The sequence below is a fragment of the Agromyces bauzanensis genome (genome assembly GCF_014645655.1).
Lineage (GTDB): Bacteria > Actinomycetota > Actinomycetes > Actinomycetales > Microbacteriaceae > Agromyces > Agromyces bauzanensis.
Map to the genome: position 1 here is coordinate 69354 of NZ_BMMD01000003.1, position 22597 is coordinate 91950.

General features: G+C 71.3%; 23 protein-coding genes. 12 read left to right on the top strand and 11 right to left on the bottom strand.

What is annotated here, in order from left to right:
- From IEX31_RS04145 to mnhG, 8 genes are all read left to right on the top strand, one after another.
- On the top strand, nt 1-2004 hold the full coding sequence (locus IEX31_RS04145) for a branched-chain amino acid ABC transporter ATP-binding protein/permease (RefSeq protein ID WP_188742184.1): 2004 nt from the start codon (nt 1-3) through the stop codon (nt 2002-2004).
- Nucleotides 2001-2705, top strand: a complete 705-nt coding sequence (locus IEX31_RS04150) for an ABC transporter ATP-binding protein (RefSeq protein WP_188742185.1) — start codon at nt 2001-2003, stop codon at nt 2703-2705. The genes IEX31_RS04145 and IEX31_RS04150 overlap by 4 nt, the downstream gene beginning before the upstream one ends.
- 193 nt (nt 2706-2898) lie before the next feature.
- Complete coding sequence (locus IEX31_RS04155; protein WP_188742186.1) at nt 2899-5931, top strand: Na+/H+ antiporter subunit A; 3033 nt, start codon at nt 2899-2901, stop codon at nt 5929-5931.
- A complete protein-coding gene (locus tag IEX31_RS18705; protein WP_229662099.1) occupies nt 5928-6452 on the top strand; it encodes an NADH-quinone oxidoreductase subunit K in 525 nt (174 codons plus the stop codon). Before IEX31_RS04155 ends, IEX31_RS18705 begins: the two co-directional genes overlap by 4 nt.
- Nucleotides 6449-8065 (top strand): Na+/H+ antiporter subunit D, encoded by a 1617-nt coding sequence (locus IEX31_RS04160; RefSeq protein ID WP_229662100.1) that lies wholly within the window; start codon nt 6449-6451, stop codon nt 8063-8065. The genes IEX31_RS18705 and IEX31_RS04160 overlap by 4 nt, the downstream gene beginning before the upstream one ends.
- Nucleotides 8062-8844, top strand: a complete 783-nt coding sequence (locus tag IEX31_RS04165; protein WP_188742188.1) for a Na+/H+ antiporter subunit E — start codon at nt 8062-8064, stop codon at nt 8842-8844. The genes IEX31_RS04160 and IEX31_RS04165 overlap by 4 nt, the downstream gene beginning before the upstream one ends.
- Nucleotides 8841-9113, top strand: coding sequence for an MrpF/PhaF family protein (locus IEX31_RS04170; protein ID WP_188742189.1), 273 nt, complete (start codon nt 8841-8843; stop codon nt 9111-9113). Before IEX31_RS04165 ends, IEX31_RS04170 begins: the two co-directional genes overlap by 4 nt.
- The gene (mnhG, locus tag IEX31_RS04175) at nt 9110-9487 is read left to right on the top strand and encodes a monovalent cation/H(+) antiporter subunit G (protein ID WP_188742190.1); all 378 of its coding nucleotides are present in this window, start codon (nt 9110-9112) and stop codon (nt 9485-9487) included. The genes IEX31_RS04170 and mnhG overlap by 4 nt, the downstream gene beginning before the upstream one ends.
- A gap of 140 nt (nt 9488-9627) precedes the next feature.
- On the opposite strand, the gene IEX31_RS04180 is transcribed toward mnhG, so the two are convergent.
- The 6 genes from IEX31_RS04180 to paaA form a co-directional block, all read right to left on the bottom strand.
- Nucleotides 9628-10413, bottom strand: a complete 786-nt coding sequence (locus tag IEX31_RS04180; protein ID WP_188742191.1) for an enoyl-CoA hydratase/isomerase family protein — start codon at nt 10411-10413, stop codon at nt 9628-9630.
- A gap of 132 nt (nt 10414-10545) precedes the next feature.
- Entirely contained in the window at nt 10546-11760 is a 1215-nt protein-coding gene (paaE, locus tag IEX31_RS04185; protein ID WP_188742192.1) for a 1,2-phenylacetyl-CoA epoxidase subunit PaaE, read from the bottom strand.
- Nucleotides 11760-12257, bottom strand: a complete 498-nt coding sequence (gene paaD, locus IEX31_RS18710; RefSeq protein WP_229662116.1) for a 1,2-phenylacetyl-CoA epoxidase subunit PaaD — start codon at nt 12255-12257, stop codon at nt 11760-11762. The genes paaE and paaD overlap by 1 nt, the downstream gene beginning before the upstream one ends.
- Nucleotides 12258-12298: 41 nt before the next feature.
- A complete protein-coding gene (gene paaC, locus IEX31_RS18715; RefSeq protein ID WP_229662117.1) occupies nt 12299-13105 on the bottom strand; it encodes a 1,2-phenylacetyl-CoA epoxidase subunit PaaC in 807 nt (268 codons plus the stop codon).
- 47 nt (nt 13106-13152) lie between these two features.
- Nucleotides 13153-13458 carry a 1,2-phenylacetyl-CoA epoxidase subunit PaaB gene (gene paaB / locus IEX31_RS04195; protein WP_136707718.1) on the bottom strand — a complete coding sequence of 102 codons (306 nt, stop codon included), beginning with the start codon at nt 13456-13458 and terminating at the stop codon, nt 13153-13155.
- Between the two features lie 17 nt (nt 13459-13475).
- Complete coding sequence (gene paaA / locus IEX31_RS04200; RefSeq protein WP_188742193.1) at nt 13476-14435, bottom strand: 1,2-phenylacetyl-CoA epoxidase subunit PaaA; 960 nt, start codon at nt 14433-14435, stop codon at nt 13476-13478.
- A gap of 131 nt (nt 14436-14566) precedes the next feature.
- Here paaA and paaI point away from each other — a divergent pair, with 131 nt between their 5' ends.
- Both paaI and paaK read left to right on the top strand, forming a co-directional pair.
- On the top strand, nt 14567-15043 hold the full coding sequence (gene paaI / locus IEX31_RS04205; protein WP_188742194.1) for a hydroxyphenylacetyl-CoA thioesterase PaaI: 477 nt from the start codon (nt 14567-14569) through the stop codon (nt 15041-15043).
- A 41-nt stretch (nt 15044-15084) separates the two neighbouring features.
- Complete coding sequence (gene paaK / locus IEX31_RS04210) at nt 15085-16422, top strand: phenylacetate--CoA ligase PaaK (RefSeq protein WP_373285497.1); 1338 nt, start codon at nt 15085-15087, stop codon at nt 16420-16422.
- Here paaK and IEX31_RS04215 read toward each other — a convergent pair.
- Nucleotides 16401-17057 carry an alcohol dehydrogenase catalytic domain-containing protein gene (locus IEX31_RS04215; RefSeq protein WP_268236948.1) on the bottom strand — a complete coding sequence of 219 codons (657 nt, stop codon included), beginning with the start codon at nt 17055-17057 and terminating at the stop codon, nt 16401-16403. The genes paaK and IEX31_RS04215 overlap by 22 nt on opposite strands.
- Between IEX31_RS04215 and IEX31_RS04220 the strand changes: the two genes are divergently transcribed.
- Nucleotides 16971-17600, top strand: coding sequence for a TetR/AcrR family transcriptional regulator (locus tag IEX31_RS04220; RefSeq protein ID WP_188742195.1), 630 nt, complete (start codon nt 16971-16973; stop codon nt 17598-17600). The genes IEX31_RS04215 and IEX31_RS04220 overlap by 87 nt on opposite strands.
- 135 nt (nt 17601-17735) lie before the next feature.
- On the opposite strand, the gene IEX31_RS04225 is transcribed toward IEX31_RS04220, so the two are convergent.
- Complete coding sequence (locus IEX31_RS04225; protein WP_188742196.1) at nt 17736-17954, bottom strand: hypothetical protein; 219 nt, start codon at nt 17952-17954, stop codon at nt 17736-17738.
- A gap of 113 nt (nt 17955-18067) precedes the next feature.
- Between IEX31_RS04225 and IEX31_RS04230 the strand changes: the two genes are divergently transcribed.
- Nucleotides 18068-19138, top strand: coding sequence for an LLM class flavin-dependent oxidoreductase (locus IEX31_RS04230; protein ID WP_188742197.1), 1071 nt, complete (start codon nt 18068-18070; stop codon nt 19136-19138).
- Nucleotides 19139-19148: 10 nt separating this feature from the next.
- Here IEX31_RS04230 and mftF read toward each other — a convergent pair whose 3' ends face one another.
- The 3 genes from mftF to mftD are packed head-to-tail and all read right to left on the bottom strand — an operon-like array spanning nt 19149 to nt 22594.
- Nucleotides 19149-20579 carry a mycofactocin biosynthesis glycosyltransferase MftF gene (mftF, locus tag IEX31_RS04235; protein ID WP_188742198.1) on the bottom strand — a complete coding sequence of 477 codons (1431 nt, stop codon included), beginning with the start codon at nt 20577-20579 and terminating at the stop codon, nt 19149-19151.
- Complete coding sequence (mftE, locus tag IEX31_RS04240; RefSeq protein WP_188742199.1) at nt 20543-21286, bottom strand: mycofactocin biosynthesis peptidyl-dipeptidase MftE; 744 nt, start codon at nt 21284-21286, stop codon at nt 20543-20545. Before mftE ends, mftF begins: the two co-directional genes overlap by 37 nt.
- A gap of 9 nt (nt 21287-21295) precedes the next feature.
- Complete coding sequence (mftD, locus tag IEX31_RS04245) at nt 21296-22594, bottom strand: pre-mycofactocin synthase MftD (protein WP_188742200.1); 1299 nt, start codon at nt 22592-22594, stop codon at nt 21296-21298.
- Nucleotides 22595-22597 lie beyond the last annotated feature (3 nt).

Genomic DNA, 22597 nt, shown 5'->3' on the forward strand with positions numbered 1-22597 from the left:
GTGACGCTCCTCCAGAAATCGCCAGGGGCCGTCCGGTCGAAGACCGGGTTCTGGCCGAACAACCGCGCGACCATCATCGGCGTGTCGATCCTCACCCTCGTGGTGATCATCCTGCCGTTCACGGCGACCTCCACGATGATGAACATCGCTGTGTTCTCGATGATCTTCGCGCTGCCCGCGATCGGCCTGTCGCTGCTCATGGGCCTCGCCGGCCAGGTGTCGCTCGGGCAGGCCGCGTTCTTCGCGATCGGCGCCTACACGCACGCGATCCTGCTCCAGAAGTTCGAGATGCCCGGCGTCGTCGCGGCCGTCGGCGGGGTCGTCGCGGCCATGCTCGCGGCGCTCCTCGTGGGCCTGCCGATGCTGCGCCTGCGCGGCCACTACCTCGCCCTCGCAACCCTCGGGCTCGGCTTCATCGTCATGATCGCCGTGCGCGAATGGGAGTTCACGGGCCGCACGACGGGCATCTACGGGTTCGGACGACCGGAGGTCTTCGGCATCCCGATCGACAACAACGGACTGTTCTTCTGGTACGTCGCGCCGTTCGTGATCGTCGGCCTCGTGCTCGCGCTGAACCTCACCCGCTCGCGCGCCGGCCGGGCGCTCTCGTCGGTCAACGACTCCGAGCTCGCGGCCGAGTCGCTCGGCGTGAACACCTACGCCCTGCGCGTGAAGGTGTTCACGCTCTCGGCGGGCTTGGCGGGCCTCGGCGGCGTGTTCTACGCCTACCAGGTGCAGATCGTCTCGCCGCAGATGGCGGAGTTCAACGTGTCGGTGGAGCTGCTGCTCATGGTCGTCCTCGGCGGCCTCGGTTCCGTGTGGGGCGCCATCGCCGGCGCCTTCATCGTGGAGCTGCTCTCCGAGGGACTGCGCGACCTGATCCCCGCGATCATCCCGGGCGCCACCGGCGAGGTGCAGCTCATCGGCTACGGCCTCGTGCTCATCCTCGTCATCCTGTTGCTGCCGGGCGGTCTCTACCAGGCGGTGCGGACGGTGTGGGCGGCGATCCGCCGTCGCACCGCGGCGCGGCGCGTGGCCGCGGCGGCACTGGTTCCCGACGGCACGGCCGACGCGGGCGCCGGCGACGCGCCGACGCGTGCGTTCGGCGGCGTCCCCGGCGAACCTGCCGCACCGCACGGCGCGGCCGCGGTCGACGAGGAGGGCGTGCCCAACGTGCCGGGCGTCTCGACTCCGCTCGCCGAGGGCGAGGCGATCCTCGAGGTGCGCGGGCTCACGAAGCGCTACGGCGGCGTGGTCGCCGTCGACGACGTGAGCTTCACGGTCCCCGCCGGGCGCATCATGGGCCTCATCGGCCCGAACGGCGCCGGCAAGACGACGTGCTTCAACATGATCACCGGCGCCATCACGCCGACGTCGGGCACGGTCACGTTCCTCGGCGAGGAGGTGCAGGGTCGCAAGCCGCATGTCGGCGCCGTGCGCGGCCTCACCCGAACGTTCCAGAACCTGCAGGTGTTCTCGTCGACCGACGTGGTGGGCAACGTCTACATGGGCCGGTACCGCGAGGGCCGCGCCGGCATCATCCGGGGCATGCTCGGGCTCCAGGGTCGCGAGCAGTACCGCAACGAGGAGATCGCACGCGACCTCCTCGACACCATGCGCCTCGGCGATGTCGCCGAACTCGCGGCCGGCGACCTGCCGTTCGGGCGGCAGCGCATGATGGAGGTCTGCCGGGCCCTCGCATCGGAGCCCGCGCTGCTGCTGCTCGACGAGCCGATGGCGGGCCTGTCGGGCAAGGAGCGCGAAATGCTCGCGAGCCTGCTCCGCGCGCTCCGCGACGCGGGCCTGACGATCGTGCTCGTCGAGCACGACGTCGCGCAGGTCCTGGCGCTCGCCGACACGGTCGCGGTGCTCGACGACGGCGTGCTCATCGCGTACGGCGAGCCGGAGGCGGTGCGCAACGACCCCGCCGTCATCGTGGCCTACCTCGGCACCGACGCCGACGAGGCCAAGCACGAACTCGAGGAACTGGAGGAGCACGCATGACCCTCGTCGTCGATTCGCTCGATGCGGGCTACGGCAAGCTCGCGATCCTCCACGACGTGAGCCTCGAGGTGCCCGCCGGCGAGATCGTCACGGTGGTCGGCTCGAACGGCGCCGGCAAGACGACCCTGCTCCGGGCGCTGAACGGCATCATCCGGCCGACGGCCGGAACGGTGAAGCTCGACGGCACCGACATCACCGGCCGGGCCACCGAGAAGATGGCGGCGCTCGGGCTCACGCACGTGCCCGAGAACCGGCTCTGCTTCCCGACGCTCACGGTGCGCGACAACCTCATGCTCGGCGCGTGGAGCCGCGGCGGCAAGGGCGACCTCGACGCCGTGCTCGAGCTCTTCCCGCGCCTGCAGCCGCGGCTCGGGCAGGCGGCCGGCACGCTCTCGGGCGGCGAGCAGCAGATGGTCGCCATCGGCCGGGGCCTCATGGCCTCGCCCAAGGCGATCATGCTCGACGAGCCGTCGACCGGCCTCGCGCCGAAGGTCGTCGCCGAGATCATGAAGGTGCTCACGCAGCTGCGCGAGCGCGGCCTCGCGGTGCTCCTCGTCGAGCAGAACGTGCGTGCCTCGTTCGGCATCGCCGACCGCGCGGTGGTCATGCAGCGCGGCCGCGTCGTGCTCGAGGGCACGCCCGCCGAGCTCGTGGAGTTGCCCGAGGTGCGCAACGCGTACCTCGGCGGCGCCGCTGCCTGACGCCGGTCCCGGTGGTCGAGTAGCGCCCGACGAAGGAGGGCGCGTATCGAGACCACGGCAACGGATGCCGCGGGAACGTCCCACTCGCGGCATCCGTCACCGTCTTCGATTCCGCTGTCGGAATACGATGCGCCGATTCCCCTCGAAACCGAGCCGGTAGACTTGCCGGACGGAGCGAGCGCGGGGAGGGTCGATGATCGCCAGCCTCGCCGCGTTCGCAGGGGTCGCACTCGTGACCCCATTCCTCGCGAGGTGGCTCGGCCGGCGGGTGTTCCCGCTCATCGCCCTCATGCCGGCGGCGGCGTTCGTGCTGCTCCTCACGTGGCTGCCCGGGGTGCTCGCCGGGAATCCGGTCGTCGAGGTCGTGCCCTGGATCCCGCAGCTCGGCGTCGCGATCTCGTTCCGCATCGACGCCCTCGCGCTGCTCCTCGCCCTCATCGTCACCGGCATCGGTGCCCTCGTACTGCTCTACTGCACGCAGTACTTCGGCGATGACGAGCCTGGGCTCGGCCGGTTCGCGGCGCTCCTCCTGGCCTTCGCAGGCGTCATGCTCGGGCTCGTCACCGCCGACGACGTGTTCCTGCTGTTCACGTTCTGGGAGGCCACGAGCGTGCTCTCGTACCTCCTCATCGGCCATTACACGGAGAGGAAGGAGAGCCGCGGTGCGGCACTCCAGGCACTCACCGTGACCACCTTCGGCGGACTCACGATGCTCGTCGGACTCGTGGTGCTCGTCGTCGCCGGCGGCACGACGTCACTGTCGGAACTCGTCGCCGAGCCCGTCGGCGGCACCGCCGGTGCCGTCGGGATCGGCCTCGTGCTCGTCGGAGCCATCTCGAAGAGCGCGCTCGTGCCGTTCCACTTCTGGCTCCCTGCGGCGATGGCCGCGCCGACGCCGGTCTCGGCCTACCTGCACGCCGCAGCGATGGTGAAGGCGGGCGTGTACCTCGTCGCCCGCCTCGCCCCCGGGTACGCCGACGTCTCGGTGTGGCATCCGCTCGTCGTCGTGATCGGCGGGGTCACGATGATCGTGGGCGGCTGGCGGGCGCTGCGACAGACCGACCTCAAGCTGCTCCTGGCATACGGCACGGTGAGCCAGCTCGGCTTCCTCGTACTCGTCACGGGATTCGGCACGCGCGACGCGGCGCTCGCGGGCGTGGCGCTGCTGCTCGCGCACGCGCTGTTCAAGGCGACGCTCTTCCTCGTCGTCGGCATCGTCGACCACGCCACGGGCACGCGCGACGTGCGCAGGCTCTCCGCCGTCGGCCGGCGCATGCCCGTGATCGCGACCATCGCGTTCATCGCCGCCGCGTCGATGGCCGGCGTGCCGCCGCTCATCGGCTTCGTGGCCAAGGAGGCCGTGTTCACCGCATTCCTCGACGCGACGGCCGCGGGCGAAGCCTGGGCGTGGGCGGCCCTCGTCGCCGCCATCCTCGGCTCGGTGCTCACCGTGGCGTACACGGCGCGGTTCCTGTGGGGCGCGTTCTTCACCAAGCCTGGCGCCGGGCCGACGACCCTGCAGCCCACGGGCACGCTGATCGGCATCGCGCCCGGGACCCTCGCCGTCGCGAGCCTCGCGTTCGCGTTCGCGCTCCCGCTCGTCGAGCCGCTCCTCGCCGCATCCGCCGACGAGCTTCCCGGCTCACGCGAGTACCACCTCGCGCTCTGGCATGGGCTCGAACCGGCACTCGCGCTCTCGGCGCTCGTCTTCGGCCTCGGCGCTCTGCTCGTGTGGCGGCGCGCCCCTGTCGCCCGCCTGCAGGCCGCGATGCCGCACACGATCGACTCGGGTCGCGGATACCTCGCGATCGTCGGCGCGCTCGACCGGCTCGCCGCCGGCCTCACGACGTTCATCCAGGCGCGCGGCGTGCCCGGCTACGTCGCCGTCATCGCCACCGTGTTCATCACGGGGCTCGGCGTCGCGGCCCTCCGCAACTCGACCTGGCCCGACACGGTGCGGCCGTGGGACCTGCCCGCGCAGCCGATCGTCGCGGCGTTGATCGCGACCGCGGCGATCGCGGCGGCCATCGTGCGACAGCGCATGACGGCCGTGCTGCTCGCGGGGACCACCGGCTACGGGCTCGTGCTGCTGTTCGGCATGTCGGGCGCGCCCGACCTCGCGCTCACCCAGGCGCTGGTCGAGACCCTCACGGTCGTCGTGTTCGTGCTCGTGGTGCGCCGACTGCCCCGCCAGGTCGCCGTTCGCAGGCAGGCGGTGCGCGCGCCGTTCCGCATCGCGATCGGCGTGCTCTCGGGCGCGGTCATGGCGGTCATCGGGCTCGTCGCCCTCGGAGCGCGCGTGCAGCCGACGATCGCAGAAGGGCTTCCCGCGCTCGCCGTCGAGGCGCACGGGCGGAACATCGTGAACGTCATGCTCGTCGACATCCGGGCCTGGGACACGCTCGGCGAGATCTCGGTGCTCGTCGCCGTGGCGACGGGCGTCGCGAGCCTCATCTTCATCACGGGGCGCACCGGCGTCGCGCCGCGGCTCGACGCGCCGTCGACGCGCCGCGAGCGGTTCCTCCCGCTGCCCGAGCAGGCCGACACCATGCGGGGCGCCCGGGCGAGCCTCGCCGACACCGAGCACGAGGCCGACGCCGCCGGCGAGGCCGCGGCCACGCGCCAGACGTGGCTGCTGGCGGGTCGTACCATCTCGCCGCGCAATCGCTCCATCCTCGTCGAGGTGCTCGTGCGGCTGCTCTTCCACCCGGCGATCGTGGTGTCCGTGTTCCTGCTGTTCGTGGGCCACAACGCTCCGGGCGGCGGGTTCGCGGGCGGGCTGGTGGCCGGGCTCGCCCTCGTCGCGCGCTACCTCGCGGGCGGTCGGTACGAGCTCGGCGAGGCCGCGCCGGTCGACGCCGGACGCCTCCTGGGCATCGGCCTGCTGCTCGCCGCAGGAACGGCGACGCTGCCGCTGTTCCTCGGGCGCACCGTGTTCCAGTCGTCGTGGCTCGAGGCTGACGTGCCGGTGCTCGGCACCATCTCCATCGGCACATCGACGCTCTTCGACATCGGCGTGTACCTCGTCGTCGTCGGGCTGGTGCTCGACATCCTGCGCTCGCTGGGCGCCGAGATCGACCGCCAGCGGGAGGACGCCGACGAGCACGGCCTGCCCGACGCGATCGCCCCCGCCGACGATGCGCTCCACCCCGACACGCCGCACGACGAGCGGCGCGCGGTGGCGTCATCCGGCACCGCGCCGGCCGACGGTGAGGCCCGAGCATGAGCGCCTCCCTCACCCTCGTGGTCGTCATGAGCGTGCTCTTCGGCGCGGGCATCGCGACCATGATGGAACGCAGCCTGACCCGCGTGCTCATCGGATTCCTGCTGGTCGGCAACGGCGTCAACCTGCTCATCTACCTGATGAGCGGCACGCCCGGGCTCGCGCCGATCCTCGGCGAGGACGTCGACGGGTCGGAGATCTCCGATCCGCTGCCGCAGGCGTTCATCCTCACCGCGATCGTCATCAACCTCGGCATCACGGCCTTCCTGCTCGCGCTCCTCTACCGCAGCTGGTGGCTGGCCCAGCTCGGCGCGCGCGGCGACCTCGTCGACGACGCGGCGGAGCACGTCGAGGATGCCGAGGAGACCGCCGACCTGATCCGCAGCTCCGCGGCCGACGACCGGGCCGTGCAGGAGCTCATCGACGCGAGCGACGAGGAGCCCGACGCGGGCGGCGACGCGGAGCCCGAGGCATCCGAGGCATCCGAAGCATCCGCTCGACGGGGCGGGAGGAGGCGACCGTGACCCCCGCCGCACTCGTCCCGCTCGTCGTGCTGCTGCCGCTCCTCGGCGCGGCGACCGCGCTCATCCTCGGCCGGCACCGGCGCGCGCAGATCGTCGTGAGCACCGCCGTGCTCGCCGCCGTCGCCGTGGTGGCGGCGGTCCTCCTCGCCGAAGTCGATCGCACCGGCACGGGCGTCACCGTCGCGGTGGGCGCCTGGCCCGCGCCGTACGGCATCGTGCTGGTCGTCGACCGGCTGAGCGCGATCATGATCGTCATCTCGGCGCTCGTGCTGCTCGGCGTCCTCCTCTACGCCGTCGGACAGGGCGTCGCCGACCGGCACCGCGAGACGCCGGTGTCGATCTTCCACCCGACATACCTCATCCTGTCGGCCGGCGTCTTCAACGCGTTCATCGCGGGCGACCTGTTCAACCTCTACGTCGGATTCGAGATCCTGCTGTCCGCGAGCTACGTGCTGTTGACCTTGGGCGGCACGGGCGAGCGCATCCGCGCGGGCGTCACGTACATCCTCGTCAGCCTCGTCTCGTCGCTGTTCTTCCTGAGCGCCATCGCGCTCATCTACGGCGCGACCGGCACCGCGAACATGGCGCAGCTCTCGGTGCGCCTCGCCGAACTGCCGCAGGACGTGCAGCTCATCCTGCACCTGCTGCTGCTCGTCGCGTTCGGCATCAAGGCCGCGGTGTTCCCGCTGTCGTTCTGGCTGCCCGACTCCTACCCCACCGCGCCCGCTCCGGTCACCGCGGTGTTCGCGGGCCTCCTCACCAAGGTCGGCGTCTACGCGATCATCCGCTCCGAGACGGTGATCTTCGCCGAGAACGACCTCACGCCGCTCCTCATGGTCGTGGGCGGACTCACGATGCTCATCGGCATCCTCGGCGCGCTCACCCAGGCCGACATCAAGCGGCTGCTGTCGTTCACGCTCGTCAGCCACATCGGCTACATGATCTTCGGCATCGCCCTGGCGAGCGTCGCCGGCCTCGCGGCGACGGTGTACTACGTCGTGCACCACATCACGGTGCAGACCACCCTCTTCCTCACCACCGGCCTCATCGAGCGGTTCGGCGGCGCCACGTCGATCAACCGGCTCGCAGGACTCCTCGCGGCGTCGCCGCCGCTCGCGATCCTGTTCTTCGTTCCGGCGCTCAACCTCGGCGGCATCCCGCCGTTCTCCGGCTTCCTCGGCAAGGTCGGGCTGTTCGTGGCCGGGGCGGATGCGGTCGGCGGTACGGATGCCGCGGGCGAGATCGGCCCCGGCACCTCCGCGCCTGCCTGGCTCATCTGGACGGTCATCGCGGTGGGTGCGCTCACCTCGCTCATCACGCTCTATGCGCTCGCCCGCTTCTGGAACATGGCGTTCTGGCGCGGCCGCGACGAGCTCACCGGCTACGAGTCGGTGCTGCTCTCGTCGGTGCAGGAGGCGCCCGACGGCGGCGTCGTCACGGCCACCCGCACGACGCCGTGGCTCATGGTGGGGGTCACCACCGGCATGGTCGTGCTGACGCTCCTGCTCACGGTGTTCGCGGGTCCGCTGTTCGACCTCGCGGGCCGGGCCGCCGAGAACCTGCGGGACCCGTCGGTGTACGTATCCCTGGTCTTCCCGGGAGGTGTCGGATGAGTGCAGCGGATGCCTCGGCCACTCCGCCCGAGCCGCGCGACGCTTCGCTCGGGCCCGCAGAGCCGCCCGCCGAGCCGACGCTCTCGCGCTGGCAGGCCGTCTGGCGCCAACTCCCCCTGCTCCTGATCCTCGTGGTGCTGTGGGTGTTCCTCTGGGATCACGTCGACGTGCTCACCATCACCACGGGCGTGCTGCTCGCGGTCCTCGTGACGCGATTCCTCTACCTGCCGCCCGTACTCCTCAGCGGCCGCTTCAACCCGTGGCGCGGGCTGCTCCTCGGCGTCCGGATGATCATCGACGTCGTGATCGCGTCGATCCAGGTCGCCGGTCGCGCGATCTGGCCGACCTGGCAGCCGGTGAACGCGATCATCGCCGTGCAGCTCCTCACCCGGTCGGATCTCATCACGACGCTCACGGCCGAGGCCATCACGGTCGTGCCGGGCACCGTCGTGGTCGACATCGACCGGGAACGCGGGCTGCTCTACGTGCACACGCTCGGCACGCGCACCCAAGCGGATCTCGACAAGGCGCGGGAGCACGTGCTCGTCGTCGAGGAACGCATCGTGCTGGCCATGGGAACGCGCGAGCAGGCGGCCGCCGTCCGACACGCGCACCGCGCCCGTCGCGCCCATGGCCTCGGTCGAGCCGACGGCGCGCCGCCGCTCGCCCCCGGCGCAGTGCGTGAGGTGGCGCCGCAGGAGACGGCGGAGCGGCATCCGCTCGACGGACCGGACGGCCGTCCCGGCGAACCCGATGCCCTGAAGGGAGGCGAGGCATGACCCCGCTCACGATCATCGGTCTCGTCGCCGGCGTGATGTTCGGCATCGGCGCGCTCGCTGCGGTCGTGCGCATCATCCGCGGCCCGTCGATCCTCGACCGCGCGCTCGCGACCGACGTGCTGCTCGCGATCGCGATGTGCGCCCTCGGCGCCGAGATGGCGATCAACCGGCACACCGACACGCTCGTGGTACTGCTCGTGCTCGCGGTGTTCGCGATCCTCGGCTCGATCGCGATCGCCCGGTTCATCGGACTGCAGGACGAATCATGACTCCGGTCGAGCTCGGCGTCGCCGCCCTCGTCCTGCTGAGCGGCTTCCTCTCGATGGCGGCGGGTATCGGCGTGCTGCGTTTCCCCGACGTGCTCACGCGCCTGCACGCCGCCACGAAGCCGCAGGTGCTGGGGCTCGCGGTTGTGCTCCTCGCGATCGTGCTGCGCGTGCCGACCTGGGGCGTGCTCTCGACCGTGGTGCTCATCATGACGTTCCAGCTGCTCACGCAGCCCATGACCGCGCACATGCTCGGCCGCTCGGCGTATCGCAGCGACCACGTGCGGTTCGACCTCCTGATCGAGGACGACCTCGGCCGCGACATCGCCGAGCACGATCGGAACCAGGGGCCTGCGGAATCCCCCGGCGCGCCGTGAGCGTCGCCTCCGATCGCGAGTGGGCGTGGGCCCACCGTGAGCGCGAACGACGGCGACGAGGGTGCGGATGCCGCCCGCGCTGCCTCGTCGGAGGCACTCGCATTCAGGGGTGACGCGGCGTGCGCGGCACGCGCCCCGGGTCAGTTGCGGCCGGTGAACGTCGGCGCGCGCTTCTCCTGGAACGCGGCGAAGCCCTCGCGATAGTCGTCGGTGTCGCAGAGCGCCGCCTGGGCGTGGTTCTCGTGCGCCATCGATCCCCAGAGGCCGAGGCGCTCGTCGCGCAGCTCCGCGACGAGCTGCTTCGACGCCGCGAACGCGAGAGTGGGGCCGGACGCCGCGGCACGGGCCGCCGCGCGGGTGGCATCCGTCACCTCATCGGCCGGGAAGACCCGCGAGAACAGGCCCGCGGCCACGGCCTCGGATCCCGACATGAGCCGGCCGGTCACGATGAGGTCCATGGTGCGGTGCGCGCCGAGCCGTTCGACGAAGAACGCGTGGCCGCCCGAGTCGAGGGTCGCGCCGAGGTTCTTGAACGGCGAGCCGATCTTCGCGGAGTCGGCGACGTACACGATGTCGCTCGCGATGAGGAGCCCGAGGCCGACGCCGAGGCACGCGCCATGCGCGACCGCGAAAGTCGGCACGGGGATGCGCGACATCCGCTTGAGCAGCGGCTCGACCTTGCCCCCGAGGTAGCGCAGCACGTCGTCGTCACGAGGGTCGACGCCCGAGATGTCGCGGCCGGCGCAGAAGGCGCGCCCCTCGCCGCGCAGCACCATCGCACGGACGCGCCCCTCGGATGCCGCGGCCTCGGCCTCCTCGTACACCCCGTCGAGTTCGGCCAGCGCCGCCCCGTCGAGCGCGTTGAGCTTGTCGGGCGCGTTCAACACCACTTCGGCGACGCCGTCGCGGATCTCCAGCTGGATCATCCGAATCCTCCATCTTCCCCGAGTGTTAACGTACGGTCAGGCGGGCTCCAACAGAACGACATCACTCGACGGCTGCCGTTAACACTCGGGGTAAGAACGTCGAGGGTCGAGGGTCGAGGGTCGAGACTGGGGTCAGACATCGTAGTCGACGACGACGCGGTCGGACTTCGGGTGCGACTGGCACGTGAGCACGTACCCGCGCTCGAGCTCCTCGGGCTCCAGCGCGTAGTTCTCGGTCATGTTCACGCTGCCCTCGACAAGGCGGGCCCGGCACGTGCCGCAGACGCCGCCGGCGCATGCGAACGGGACATCCGACCGCACGCGCAGCGCGGCGTTGAGGATCGACTCGTTCGCAGAGACCGGGCTCTCGACGCTCGAGGTCACGCCGTCGAGGTTGAACTCGATCGCGACGGTCGGCTCACCGCGCTGCACGACCACCGGTCGTCCGTGCTCGCCCTCGACGCGGTCGCCGGTGTCGGTCGTGAACAGCTCGTAGCGCACGTGCTTGGCGGGCACGGATGCCGCCGCGAGCGTGTCACGGGCCAGCTGCACGAGCTCGAACGGGCCGCACAGGAACCACTCGTCCACCGTCTCGGGATGGATGAGCATCTCGAGCATGCGCTGCAGCTTCTCGGCGTCGATACGCCCGGACAGGAGCGGCGCCGTGCGCTGCTCGCGGGAGAGCACGTGATGCAGCGCGAGCCGTGCCGGGTAGCGGTCCTTGAGCTCGGCGAGCTCCTCGAGGAACATCACATCGCGCGTCGAGCGGTTGGTGTAGACGAGCGAGAAGCGGGCCGTGTCCGACCGTGCGAGCACCGTGTGGGCGAGCGCCATGAGCGGCGTGATGCCCGAACCGGCGGCGATGCCGACGATGTGCTTGCCGTCGAGGGCCTCGAGCCCCGACGTGAACGTGCCCTCGGGACTCATCACGTCGAGCGCGTCGCCCGCCTTCAACTCGGAGTTCGCCCACGTCGAGAAGTGACCGCCGAGGTCGCGCTTGATGGCGACCGAGATGCTCCCCCGCGACGGCGGACGACAGAGCGAGTAGCTGCGGCGCAGCTCCCTGCCCTCGATCGTCGCCCGGATCGCGACGTACTGGCCAGGCAGGTACGCGTAGTCGGCGGCGAGCTCGTCGGGCACGTCGAACGTGACCTCGACGGCATCGTCGGTGAGCGAGCGCACCTCCGCGACCGTGAGCTCGTGGAACCGGGCGCGGCGGCGCTTCGGCACGTGCTCGCCGCCCACCGCGCTCTGCAGGAAGGCGGATGCCACCGCGGCATCCGCGGCGGCGCCGCTGGCGCTCGCCGGGGGACGTGCCGTGATCGACCCGAGGTTGCGTGCAGCCATCAGAGCACCTTGAAGTAGTCGAAGGGCTCGAGGCAGTCGAGGCACTCGTAGAGCGCCTTGCACGAGGTCGAGCCGAAGCGGGCGATCTCTCTCGTGTTGAGCGAGTTGCAGCGGGGGCACTTGACCGCCATCCGCACGCGCACGGGTCCGCCGCGCACGGCCGCGTGGCCGGTCGGCGCCTGGATGCCGTACTCGCGGAGCTTCTGCTTGCCGTCCTCGCTCATCCAGTCGGTGGTCCACGCCGGGGCGAGCACCAGCTTCACGTCGACGTCGGCGTAGCCGGCGTGCGTGAGGGCGAGCACCACGTCGTCGCGCATGGCGTCCATGGCGGGGCATCCGCTGTACGTCGGCGTCAGCTCCACGTGCACGGCGCCGCCGTCCTCGACCTCGACCGAACGCAGCACGCCGAGATCCTCGATCGTGAGCACGGGGATCTCGGGGTCGGTCACGGTCGCGGCGATGTCCCACGCCCGGCGGGCGGCCGGGTCGATGGGCAGCGGACGTGCCTGGGTCGCTGAGCTGGTCGAAGGGCGCGCGGTCACCACGACGCCCCCGGGTGTGCACGGGCCAGCACCTGCATCTCGGCCAGGAGCGGCCCGAGGTGCTCGGTGTGCTTGCCCTGACGGCCGCCGCCGGCCGCGATGTAGGCGTGCCGCCCGGTGGGCAGCTCGAGCTTCGCCTCGGCGAAGACGTCGGCGATCATGGCGTCGAAGCCCGCGCGAAGCGACGACGGCAGCACCGCGACGCCCTGTGCGGCGAGCCGCTCGACGAGCTCGTCGTCGCGGAACAGCTCCTCGACGTACGGCCACGTATCGCCGATGCCCACGATCATGCGGCGACGCGACTCTTCGGTGCCGCCGGCGAGCCGCACCGTCCACTGGATCGCGTGATCGCGGTGGTAGTCGACCTCCTTCGCCGACTTCGCGGCGATGGCGGCGAGCGTCAGGTCGGTCGACTCCGTCAGCGCGGCGTAGAGCTCGACGAGGTAGACGGATGCCACGAGCCCACGTGCGATCGTGTGCGCGAAGTCGCCGTTCGGCTGCTCGAAGAGCCACGCGTTGCGGAAGTCGGGCTCGTCGCGGAAGTACGCGAGGTCGTCTTCGCTGCGTCCCGTGTCGGTGCCCGCGTAGTGCAGGAGGGAGCGGGCGTGGCCGATCAGGTCGAGCGCGATGTTGCCGAGCGCGACGTCCTCCTCGAGCTCGGGTGCGCGGGAGATCCAGTCGCCGAGGTGCTGGGCGAGCACGAGCGCGTCGTCGCCGAGCCGCATGGCGTACTCCGCGACATCCGTCGACGCGACCGCACCGTGCCGCGCGCTCTCGCCCGCGTACTCGTCGGCGAGGCGAATGCGATCGACCGACACCTCGCCGTGCGGGTCGATGTCGTGCTCGTCGCTCACAGGTGCTTCACCCCTTCGGACTTCGTGTAGTACACGGCGTGCCGGTAGTTCTTGCCGGCCGGGCTCTCGAAGAACGCGCCCTTCGCGTCGGGGTCGCTCGTGGTGATCGCGTCGGCGGGGACCACCCAGATCGACACGCCCTCGTTGCGACGCGTGTACAGGTCGCGCGCGTTGCGCACGGCCATGTCGGCGTCGGGCGCGTGCAGCGATCCGACGTGCACGTGGCTGAGGCCGCGATTGGCCCGCACGAAGACCTCCCAGAGGGGCCAGGCCTCGGTGCCCGTCTCGCCGGGAGTCGACATCATGCCACCACCTTCTGCTACGCGGCCTGCTTGCGGGCGTAGGCCGCGGCGGCCTCCCGCACCCAGGCGCCGTTCTCGTGGGCCTCGCGACGGCGACGCATGCGCTCGGCGTTGGCGGGGCCGCGGCCGGCGATCACCTCGTGGAACTCGTCCCAGTCGATCTCGCTCATGTCGTAGGCCTGCTTCTCCTCGTTCCACTTGAGGTTGGGGTCGGGAAGCGTCACGCCGAGCACCTCGGCCTGCGGCACGAGCATGCCGACGAACCGCTGGCGCAGCTCGTCGTTCGAGAAGCGCTTGATCTTCCAGGCCATCGACTGCGTCGAGTTCGGAGATTCGTCGTCGGGCGGGCCGAACATCATGAGCGCGGGCCAGTACCAGCGGTTCACGGACTCCTGCGCCATCCGGCGCTGCTCCTCGGTGCCCTGCATGAGCTCGAGGAGGATCTCGAAGCCCTGGCGCTGGTGGAACGACTCCTCCTTGCAGATGCGCACCATCGCCCGGCCGTAGGGGCCGTACGAGGCACGGCACAGCGGCACCTGGTTGGCGATGGCCGCGCCGTCGACCAGCCAGCCGATGGAGCCCATGTCGGCCCAGGTCGGGGTCGTGTAGTTGAAGATCGAGGAGTACTTGGCCTTGCCCTCCAGCAGCTGGTCCGTCATCTCCTCGCGGGAGATGCCGAGCGTCTGGGCGGCCGAGTAGAGGTACAGCCCGTGGCCGGCCTCGTCCTGCACCTTGGCGATGAGGATCGCCTTGCGCTTGAGGCTCGGCGCACGCGAGATCCAGTTCGACTCGGGCTGCATGCCGATGATCTCGGAGTGCGCGTGCTGCGAGATCTGACGGATCAGCGTCTTGCGGTAGGCGTCGGGCATCCAGTCGCGGGGCTCGATGCGCGAGTCCTCGGCGATGAGGTCGTTGAACTGCGCCTCCTCAGGGGAGAACTCACGCCCGACCAGGCTGAGGTCTGCGGGAGAGGTCATCGTCGACTCCTGTAGTGTACGCGGCATCCGGGGCACCCGTGGCTCCGGCATTACTAACCGATCGTTCAGTTAGTATATAGTCGATTGCAGCGCCACTGCAACGGCGTGCGAACTCGATGAGGAGCTTCAAGATGACGGATGCCGAAACCTCGGCGACCACCACAGATGTCGCTGCTGCCCAGCCGGCCCCGCCGGTCCCCAACCGCGCGATGATGGACCGCGACCTCGCGTCGTCGGCCCTCGGCATGGTCGTGGAACGCGACGATCCCGGTCACGCCGTGGTCTCCATGCGCGTGCGCGACGACATGACCAACGGATTCCGCATCACCCACGGCGGCCTCGTGTTCACGCTGGCGGACACGGCGTTCGCGATCGCATGCAACGAGGACGACAACATCACCGTCGCGGCAGGCGCCGACATCACCTTCCTGAAGTCCACCGTCGCCGGGCAGACGCTCACCGCGACCGCGGTGCGCCGCACCCGCAGCGGGCGCACGGGCCTCTATGACGTGTCGGTCGTCGACGAACACGGCGACGCCGTCGCCGAGTTCCGCGGCCGCTCGATCACAACCAACCGTTCACTGCAGGCCGAGCAGCGGGGCGCGTAGCGCGCCGCATCCCGAGCCTCTTCTCACCTCCGGAGCACACCGTGTCGACGACGACGACCACCACCAGCACCGTCTCGGGCCTTCGCCCGCCAACCCTCGACGAGCTCGACCCCGAGGAGCGTATGACTCGCTCCGAACTCGAGGCCCTGCAGCTGGAGCGCCTCCAGTGGACCGTGCGCCACGCCTACGAGCACGTGCCGCTGTACACGAAGAAGTTCGACGATGCGGGCGTGCACCCCGACGACATCCGCTCGCTCGACGACGTCGTGAAGCTGCCGTTCACGACCAAGGAGGACCTGCGCCAGACCTACCCGTTCGGCATGTTCGCCGTGCCGATGGACCGGGTCGCCCGCATCCACGCCTCCTCTGGCACGACCGGGCGGCCGACCGTCGTCGGGTACACCAAGGAAGACCTCGAGCGCTGGGCCACGCTCGTCGCGCGCTCGCTGCGCGCCTCCGGCGTGCGCCCCGGCATGAAGGTGCACAACGCCTACGGCTACGGCCTGTTCACGGGCGGACTCGGCGCGCACGCGGGCGTCGAGAAGCTCGGCGCCACCGTCATCCCCATGTCCGGCGGGCAGACCGCGCGCCAGGTGCAGCTCATCCGCGACTTCGAGCCCGACGCCATCATGTGCACTCCCAGCTACCTGCTCACGATCGCGGACGCGATGGTCGACGCCGGCATCGACCCGCACTCGACGAGCCTCAAGACCGCGATCCTCGGCGCTGAGCCGTGGACCAACGAACTTCGCCGTGAGCTGCAGCAGCGACTCGGCCTCGACGCGGTCGACATCTACGGCCTCAGCGAGGTCATGGGGCCGGGCGTCGGCAACGAGTGCATCGAGACGAAGGACGGCCCCCACATCTGGGAGGACCACTTCCTCCCCGAGGTCATCGACGACTCGCTGCAGCGGGTGCCCGACGGCACGATGGGCGAACTCGTGCTCACGACGCTCACCAAGGAGGCGTTGCCCGTCATCCGGTACCGCACGCGCGACCTCACGCGCCTGCTCCCCGGCACAGCGCGCCCGGCGATGCGCCGCATCGAGAAGATCACGGGCCGCAACGACGACATGATCATCCTCCGCGGCGTGAACCTCTTCCCGACCCAGATCGAGGAGATCGTGCTCGGCCTCGAGGAGCTCACCCCGCACTTCATCCTGGAGCTCAGCCGCACGGGCACCATGGACGACCTGACGGTGCGCATCGAGCGCCACCCCGACCTGTCGGTCGAGGACAGCCAGGGCGCCACGGTCGTGCTCGCCGAGCGCATCAAGGAGTTCGTCGGCTCGTCGGTCGCGGTGCGTCTCGAGGAGCCCGGCACGCTGCCGCGCAGCGAAGGCAAGTACCAGCGCGTCTACGACCTGCGCAACCAGTAGCCGTCGGGCGGTCTCAACTCCTCCACCGAGGGTGCCGACTGCGCCCGCGAGACGATCGCGGGCCGAGGCGGACGCTGCTTTCGGGGCCGCTGGGGCGCAGGGGCGCAGCGCCCGTCTCGAACGCCGCCCCCCGAACGAGGTCGCAGTCGTGCAGGGTTTCGGGCGCCGAAGCGCGCACTGCTGCGAATTCTCTCGAGGCCGTTGTTGAGGCCGCCAGACCGGCGGATGCCACGGCAGGCGACGATCGTGCGCGTCGCGCCGAGTTGCTCGGCGACGCGCAGCCGGCCGGGCACCCGGTCCACCGCGATGACCCCGTCGGGGATCTTCGAGAGCACCGTGTCGGCGTGCGGCACCCGGAGGAACTCGGCCATGGCGCCGCCGAGACCGCCGAAGGTCGGGCCGCTGCCGAACACGCCGCCGCGCTGGCCAAGCTGGATCTGGCCGCGCCGGCACATCGCGCACGCAACGCACCACGGTGCGGCCGGGCCGACGACGCGGTCGCCTGGCGCGGCTGGGCCACGCGCAGGGAGCGTGCGAGACTGAGAACGATGCCTGAGAACGGAACCCTCCGGCGAGGCCGCCCCGGCTACGACCAGCAGGGGATCCTCGAGGTCGCCGTCGCCGCCTTCAACCAGTACGGCTACGACGCGACCTCCATGGGCGTGCTCGCCGACCGGCTGGGCTTGTCGAAGTCGGCGATCTACCACCACTTCGCCTCGAAGGACGAGATCCTCGAGCGCGCGCTCGACAACGCCCTGAGCGCGCTCGAGGGCGTGCTCCAGGGGCCCGAGTCCACCCACGGCCGGGCCGCCGACCGCCTCGAGTACGTGCTCCGCGGCGGCGTGCACGTGCTCATCGCGAGGCTCCCGTATGTGACGCTGCTGCTGCGCGTGCGCGGCAACACCGAGGTCGAACGCCGGGCGCTGGCGCGCCGACGTGCCTTCGACCGGGCGGTGACCGCGCTCGTCGAGGAGGCGCAGGCCGAGGGGTCGCTGCGCAGCGACATCGACGCGAGCGTCGTGTCGCGCCTCGTCTTCGGCATGATCAACTCGATCGTCGAGTGGTATCGCACCGGCGGCCGGGAGGACGCCGACCGCCTCGCCGACGACGTCATCGCGGTGGCCCTCGATGGCCTGCGCATGCCCACCTCGAACCGCGTCGAGGAACTGCTGGGCTGAGTCCGGGTTGAGGAGGCGCGCCAGCGCCGCCCCCGCGAACGCGCCTCAGCGGTCGAGCTGCAGCCCCCGCCATGCGAATGCGCACAGCGCGCCGAACCGGTCACGCCAGAATGTCGGTCGCTCACTTTCTGTTCGTCAACAGGTCGCGCAACGCGCTCGGGGGGCGGGGCGGCGATTCCGGCGCAGGAGCGCCCACCCCGTCGCGGCGGCCGACCTCGCCCCGGTGGTCGCTGCGCGGGCATCCACCTCCTCGGCGCGACGCTCGTCGACCACACGGCGCCGCTCGAGTTCGCGCGTCAGGCGCGCCTCGCGCTCCGCCTGCAGGTGCGGGAAGGTCACTTCCGAGATGAACATGCTGTACTCCGGTTCTTCGTGGATCTTCCCCTAAGCTCCTCCCTGAGGTGGCCGCGCGGCATCCGGAGAATCACCTATTTTCCGTTGTTGCCCTGCGCGAGGGGAATGGGTGGATGCCTGAGGCTGCTGTACCGCGTGTGAAGAAGCGCATCGGGTTCCTGTCCTTCGGCCATTGGCATCCCTCGCCGCAGTCGGCGACCCGCTCGGGCGGCGAGGCACTCGTGCAGTCGATCGAGCTTTCCGTGGCCGCCGAGGAACTCGGCATCGACGGCGCGTTCTTCCGCGTGCATCACTTCGCGCGTCAGCTCGCGAGCCCGTTCCCCCTGCTGGCCGCCATCGCGGCGCGCACGAGCCGCATCGAGATCGGCACGGGCGTCATCGACATGCGCTACGAGAATCCCCTGTACACGGCCGAGGAGGCCGCCGCCGCCGACCTCATCAGCGCGCACGCCGGCGGCGAGGGCCGCCTGCAGCTCGGCGTGAGCCGCGGGTCACCCGAGCCCGCGCTGAACGGCGCGCACAGCTTCGGTTTCGTGCCACCCGAAGGCGAAGACGATGCCGCGCTCGCGCGCGCCAAGACCGAGACCTTCCGCCGGGCCATCGCCGGCGCCGGCGTCGCACCCGCGAACCCCAAGATGACCGGCACCACCGGCCTTCTGCCCATCCAGCCGCAGTCTCCGGGCCTCGCCGACCGCATCTGGTGGGGCAGCGGCACGCGGGCCACCGCCACCTGGACCGCCGAACAGGGCATGAACCTCATGAGCTCGACGCTGCTCACCGAGGACACGGGCGTGCCGTTCGACGAGCTGCAGGCCGAGCAGATCGAGCTGTACCGCGACGCGTGGGCCGCGGCCGGATGGGAGCGCACGCCCCGGGTGTCGGTCTCGCGCAGCGTCATCCCGCTCATCACCGACGAGGACCGCCGGTACTTCGGCGGCCGCCTCGGCCAGGACACGCAGGACCAGGTGGGCTTCCTCGACGGCGGCCTCGCCCGGTTCGGCAGGAGCTACATCGGCGAGCCCGACGCGATCGCGGCCGACCTCGCGCAGGACGCCGCCGTGGCCGCGGCGGACACGGTGCTGCTCACCGTGCCGAACCAGCTCGGCGTCGAGTACAACACGCGGCTGCTCGCCGCGATCGCCGAGCACGTGGCGCCTTCGATCGGCTGGGAACCCGCCCGGTAGGCACGCCGCGTCAGTGCCGCCGGCGCAGGTCGGGGAGCAGCGCCTTCGGCGAGCGCGCTCGGATCGCGCTCCACCAGACCCCCGCTCCGTACGCGGCGTCGTCGAGGCGACGTGCGACGGCGAACCGCACCGGATCGAGCCTCGGCTTCGTGCGCGCATACTCGATCACGGTGTCGGCGAGGGTCGCCACGAGCACCGCTCGGCGAACGCGGCGCGACACGAGGCATCCGATCGCCGCGAGCGGCCACCAGTGCCGCAGCAGCAGCGCGAACCCCTGCGTCAGCGCGGCGATCGCGCCGTAGCCGGTGAGCCGACCGGCGAGGCGGTACGGATGCCGCACGCCCACCGCGCGGCGCCCGATGCGCACGATCGTCACGCCCGCGATGGCGGCCGCGACGGGCAGCGACCAGCGCCGCTGCGCCATCAGCGCCACGAGGAACCCGGCGCCCCACGGCGCGAGCACGACGGGCGCGATGTCGTCGGGATGCCGCACGGCGAGCGGGTGCGCGCCCGTGCCGTAGAACGCCTTGCGCCCCATCCACGCCAGGAGCGTCGACCGGTGCTCATGGCGCACGGATGCCGCGGGCTCGAACCGCACCCGCCGACCCTCGTCGACCAGCCGCCACACGAGGTCGACGTCCTCTCCAACGCGCATCGACTCGTCGAACCCGCGGCCGAGCGCGTCGACACGTGCGACGAGGCACGTGCTCGACACCCACGTGACGGGTGACCGCGGTCGCACGCTCGACGAGTCCTCGCCGAGGTCGAGCGACGAGCGGGCGTCCTCGTATCGGGTGATCCAGTTCGGCCGGCCCCTCTCGAGGCCGAGCACGCGGGGCGCCACCGTCACGAGCCCGGGGTCGGCGAAGTGCCGCAGCATCGTCTCGATCGCCGCGGGTTCGACGACCACGTCGGAGTCGATGAACACGACGAACGGCGTCGTGACGCGTGCGAGCCCGGCGTTGCGCGCGCCCGCCGGCCCGACGTTCTCGGCGAGGGGCAGGAGTTCGGCGCCGTGCCGCGCGGCGACGGCGGCGACGGCGGCCCGGTCGACCGAGTCGTCGTCGACGACGATCACGTGCAGCGCCCCGCCGAGCCCGTCGAGGAGGCGGTCGAGCTGGCGCGGCCGGTCGCGCACGGGGATCACGACGGTGGCGAGCGCGAGGTCGGCGGCAGGCAGCGCGTCGACCACGGGGTCGGCCATGCCCGTCGCGAGGAGGTGGTCGGCGAGCGCGCGGCTCGAGGCATCCGTCACCGTCATCGTGCGGCCCCGGATGGCGCGGCGTGCGAGCGGCTTCAGGCGCGAGATGCGGGTCGGCGAGCCGCCGACCAGCACGGCGCCGTCGTCGATGACGCGGGTGTGCCGGTTCAGGCGCACCACGAAGCCGTCGGGCAACCGCGCCGTCACGACGCCGCCCCCGACGGCGCGGAAACGAGGCATCCGCGATCGTCGACGACCCCTCCAGAGAACCGCGACCACGCATGCGCCACGATCGCGTCGAGCAGCCGCTCGCCCTCCTCGGCGGTCGCGCCCCGCGGATCACCGAGCACGCCGTTCGGCGAGACGCGGCGCACGCCACCAGCGCGCAGTTCCGCCATGAGCTCGGCGAGGGGCGCGTCATTCCCCGGCTCGACACGCTCGGCCAGCACCCGAGCCGGGTCCGTCGCCAGCATGAGCGAGGTCTCGGTGCGACCCGCGTGCGGATCGCCAGGGGCATCCGCCGCGCAGGGCAGCCACGACACCGCGCGGCCCTCGGCGATGAGCTTCGGCACCGCCGCGGCGAACGCCTCGACATTGCCGCCGTGCCCGTTCACGAACACGAGGCGCGCGGCCCATTCGCACGCCGAGCGTCCGTACTCGACGAGGAGCAGCGTGAGCGCCTCGGTGCCGATCGAGACGGTTCCTGGGAAGTCCTGGTGCTCGCCGCTCGCGCCGTAGGGGATCGCGGGCGCCACGGCGGCGTCGACGCCGTCGGCGGCGAGGCGTTCGGCGAGCGCATCGCAGACGACGGATGCCACGGCCGTGTCGGTGTCGAGCGGCAGGTGCGGCCCGTGCTGCTCGGTCGACCCGAGCGGCACCAGCAGCACGGGCCGACCGACCTCGGGCCAGGGTCGATCCGCGAGGTGACGCGCGTCACGCTCGGTCATGCGGCCGTCTCAGACGTTGCCGAGGGCCACCGCGTCGTCGGGCCGGGGTTCGGCCGGTTCGGGCTTGGTGCGCGTCGTCGCCGGCTTCGCCTTGCGCGGTTCGGGCTTCGCCGCGGGCTTCTCGGCCGCGGCCCCGGTGCCGAGCTCGCGCCGGAACGATGGCGGCATGTAGAAGTCGGCCGGGCTGAGCTCGTCGATCGAGGAGTGCCCCAGGCCGAGCACGGCCGAGTCCAGCCCACCGCGCAGCACGTCGAAGACGTTCTCGACCCCCGCCTGTCCGTTCGCCGCCAGCCCCCACAGGTATGCTCGACCGATCATCACCGCACGCGCACCGAGTGCGAGCGCCTTCGCGACATCCCCGCCACGACGGATGCCCCCGTCGAGGAGCACCTCGACCTGGTCGCCGACCGCCTCCGCGATGCCCGGAAGCATGCGAATCGGCGCAGGCGTCGTGTCAAGGTTGTTGCCGCCGTGGTTCGATACGGAGATCGCGGTGACCCCCGAATCGACGGCGCGCTTGGCGTCGTCGAGGCGGCTGATGCCCTTGAGCATGAACGGGCCGCCCCACTCCTCGCGCAGCCACGCGACGTCGTCCCAGGTCGCGGGCGGCGTCGACATCCACTCGCCGTACGCGCCGAAGAAGGTCGGAGGCGGGCCGCCGTCGGCGGGCGCGAGGTTCGGCGTGGAGAGATCGGGCACATGTCCGGTCTTCAGGAACTCGAGCAGCCACGCCGGCCGCGTCACCGCCTGCGGGGCGAACCGCATCGCCGCCTGCAGGGTGAGCTTCTCGGGGATCCACGGGCTCCCCCAGTCGCGGCCGTTGGAGAACGACCAGTCGAGGGTCAGGATGACGCCCTTGACGCCCGCGGCGCGCGCCCGTTCCAGCCGGTGGAGCATCGTGTCGCGCGTGCCGCTCCAATACAGCTGGAAGAGCGTGTTCGGGTTGGCCTGCACGACCTCCTCGACGGGCTTCGACGCGTACGACGAGAGGCCGATGATCGTGCCCCGGTTGGCTGCCGCCCGGGACACGGCCACCTCGCCCTCGGGATGCACCGCCTGCACGCCGGTCGGCGAGATGAGCACGGGCAGCGAGATCGGGATGCCCATCACCGTCGTGTCGAGACGGCGCTCAGCCGCGTGCCCCGCGACGTGCGGCGCCCACTGCAGCTCGCCGTACGCCTTCATGTTGTCCTGATACGTCAGGCCGCGCTCCGACCCCGCGATCAGCGCGCCGTACACCGACTTCGGCAGGCGCCGCTTGGCGCGGCGCTGTGCCACCGCCACGGTCTCGAACCAGTCGTTGCTCATCGT

Coding starts and splice junctions, on each gene's coding strand:
- IEX31_RS04150 (WP_188742185.1), top strand. CDS start 2,001: ATGACCCTCGTCGTCGATTCGCTCGATGCGGGCTACGGCAAGCTCGCG.
- IEX31_RS04155 (WP_188742186.1), top strand. CDS start 2,899: ATGATCGCCAGCCTCGCCGCGTTCGCAGGGGTCGCACTCGTGACCCCA.
- IEX31_RS18705 (WP_229662099.1), top strand. CDS start 5,928: ATGAGCGCCTCCCTCACCCTCGTGGTCGTCATGAGCGTGCTCTTCGGC.
- IEX31_RS04165 (WP_188742188.1), top strand. CDS start 8,062: ATGAGTGCAGCGGATGCCTCGGCCACTCCGCCCGAGCCGCGCGACGCT.
- IEX31_RS04170 (WP_188742189.1), top strand. CDS start 8,841: ATGACCCCGCTCACGATCATCGGTCTCGTCGCCGGCGTGATGTTCGGC.
- mnhG (WP_188742190.1), top strand. CDS start 9,110: ATGACTCCGGTCGAGCTCGGCGTCGCCGCCCTCGTCCTGCTGAGCGGC.
- IEX31_RS04180 (WP_188742191.1), bottom strand. CDS start 10,413: ATGATCCAGCTGGAGATCCGCGACGGCGTCGCCGAAGTGGTGTTGAAC.
- paaE (WP_188742192.1), bottom strand. CDS start 11,760: ATGGCTGCACGCAACCTCGGGTCGATCACGGCACGTCCCCCGGCGAGC.
- paaB (WP_136707718.1), bottom strand. CDS start 13,458: ATGTCGACTCCCGGCGAGACGGGCACCGAGGCCTGGCCCCTCTGGGAG.
- paaA (WP_188742193.1), bottom strand. CDS start 14,435: ATGACCTCTCCCGCAGACCTCAGCCTGGTCGGGCGTGAGTTCTCCCCT.
- paaI (WP_188742194.1), top strand. CDS start 14,567: ATGACGGATGCCGAAACCTCGGCGACCACCACAGATGTCGCTGCTGCC.
- IEX31_RS04220 (WP_188742195.1), top strand. CDS start 16,971: ATGCCTGAGAACGGAACCCTCCGGCGAGGCCGCCCCGGCTACGACCAG.
- IEX31_RS04225 (WP_188742196.1), bottom strand. CDS start 17,954: ATGTTCATCTCGGAAGTGACCTTCCCGCACCTGCAGGCGGAGCGCGAG.
- IEX31_RS04230 (WP_188742197.1), top strand. CDS start 18,068: ATGCCTGAGGCTGCTGTACCGCGTGTGAAGAAGCGCATCGGGTTCCTG.
- mftF (WP_188742198.1), bottom strand. CDS start 20,579: ATGCCTCGTTTCCGCGCCGTCGGGGGCGGCGTCGTGACGGCGCGGTTG.
- mftE (WP_188742199.1), bottom strand. CDS start 21,286: ATGACCGAGCGTGACGCGCGTCACCTCGCGGATCGACCCTGGCCCGAG.
- mftD (WP_188742200.1), bottom strand. CDS start 22,594: ATGAGCAACGACTGGTTCGAGACCGTGGCGGTGGCACAGCGCCGCGCC.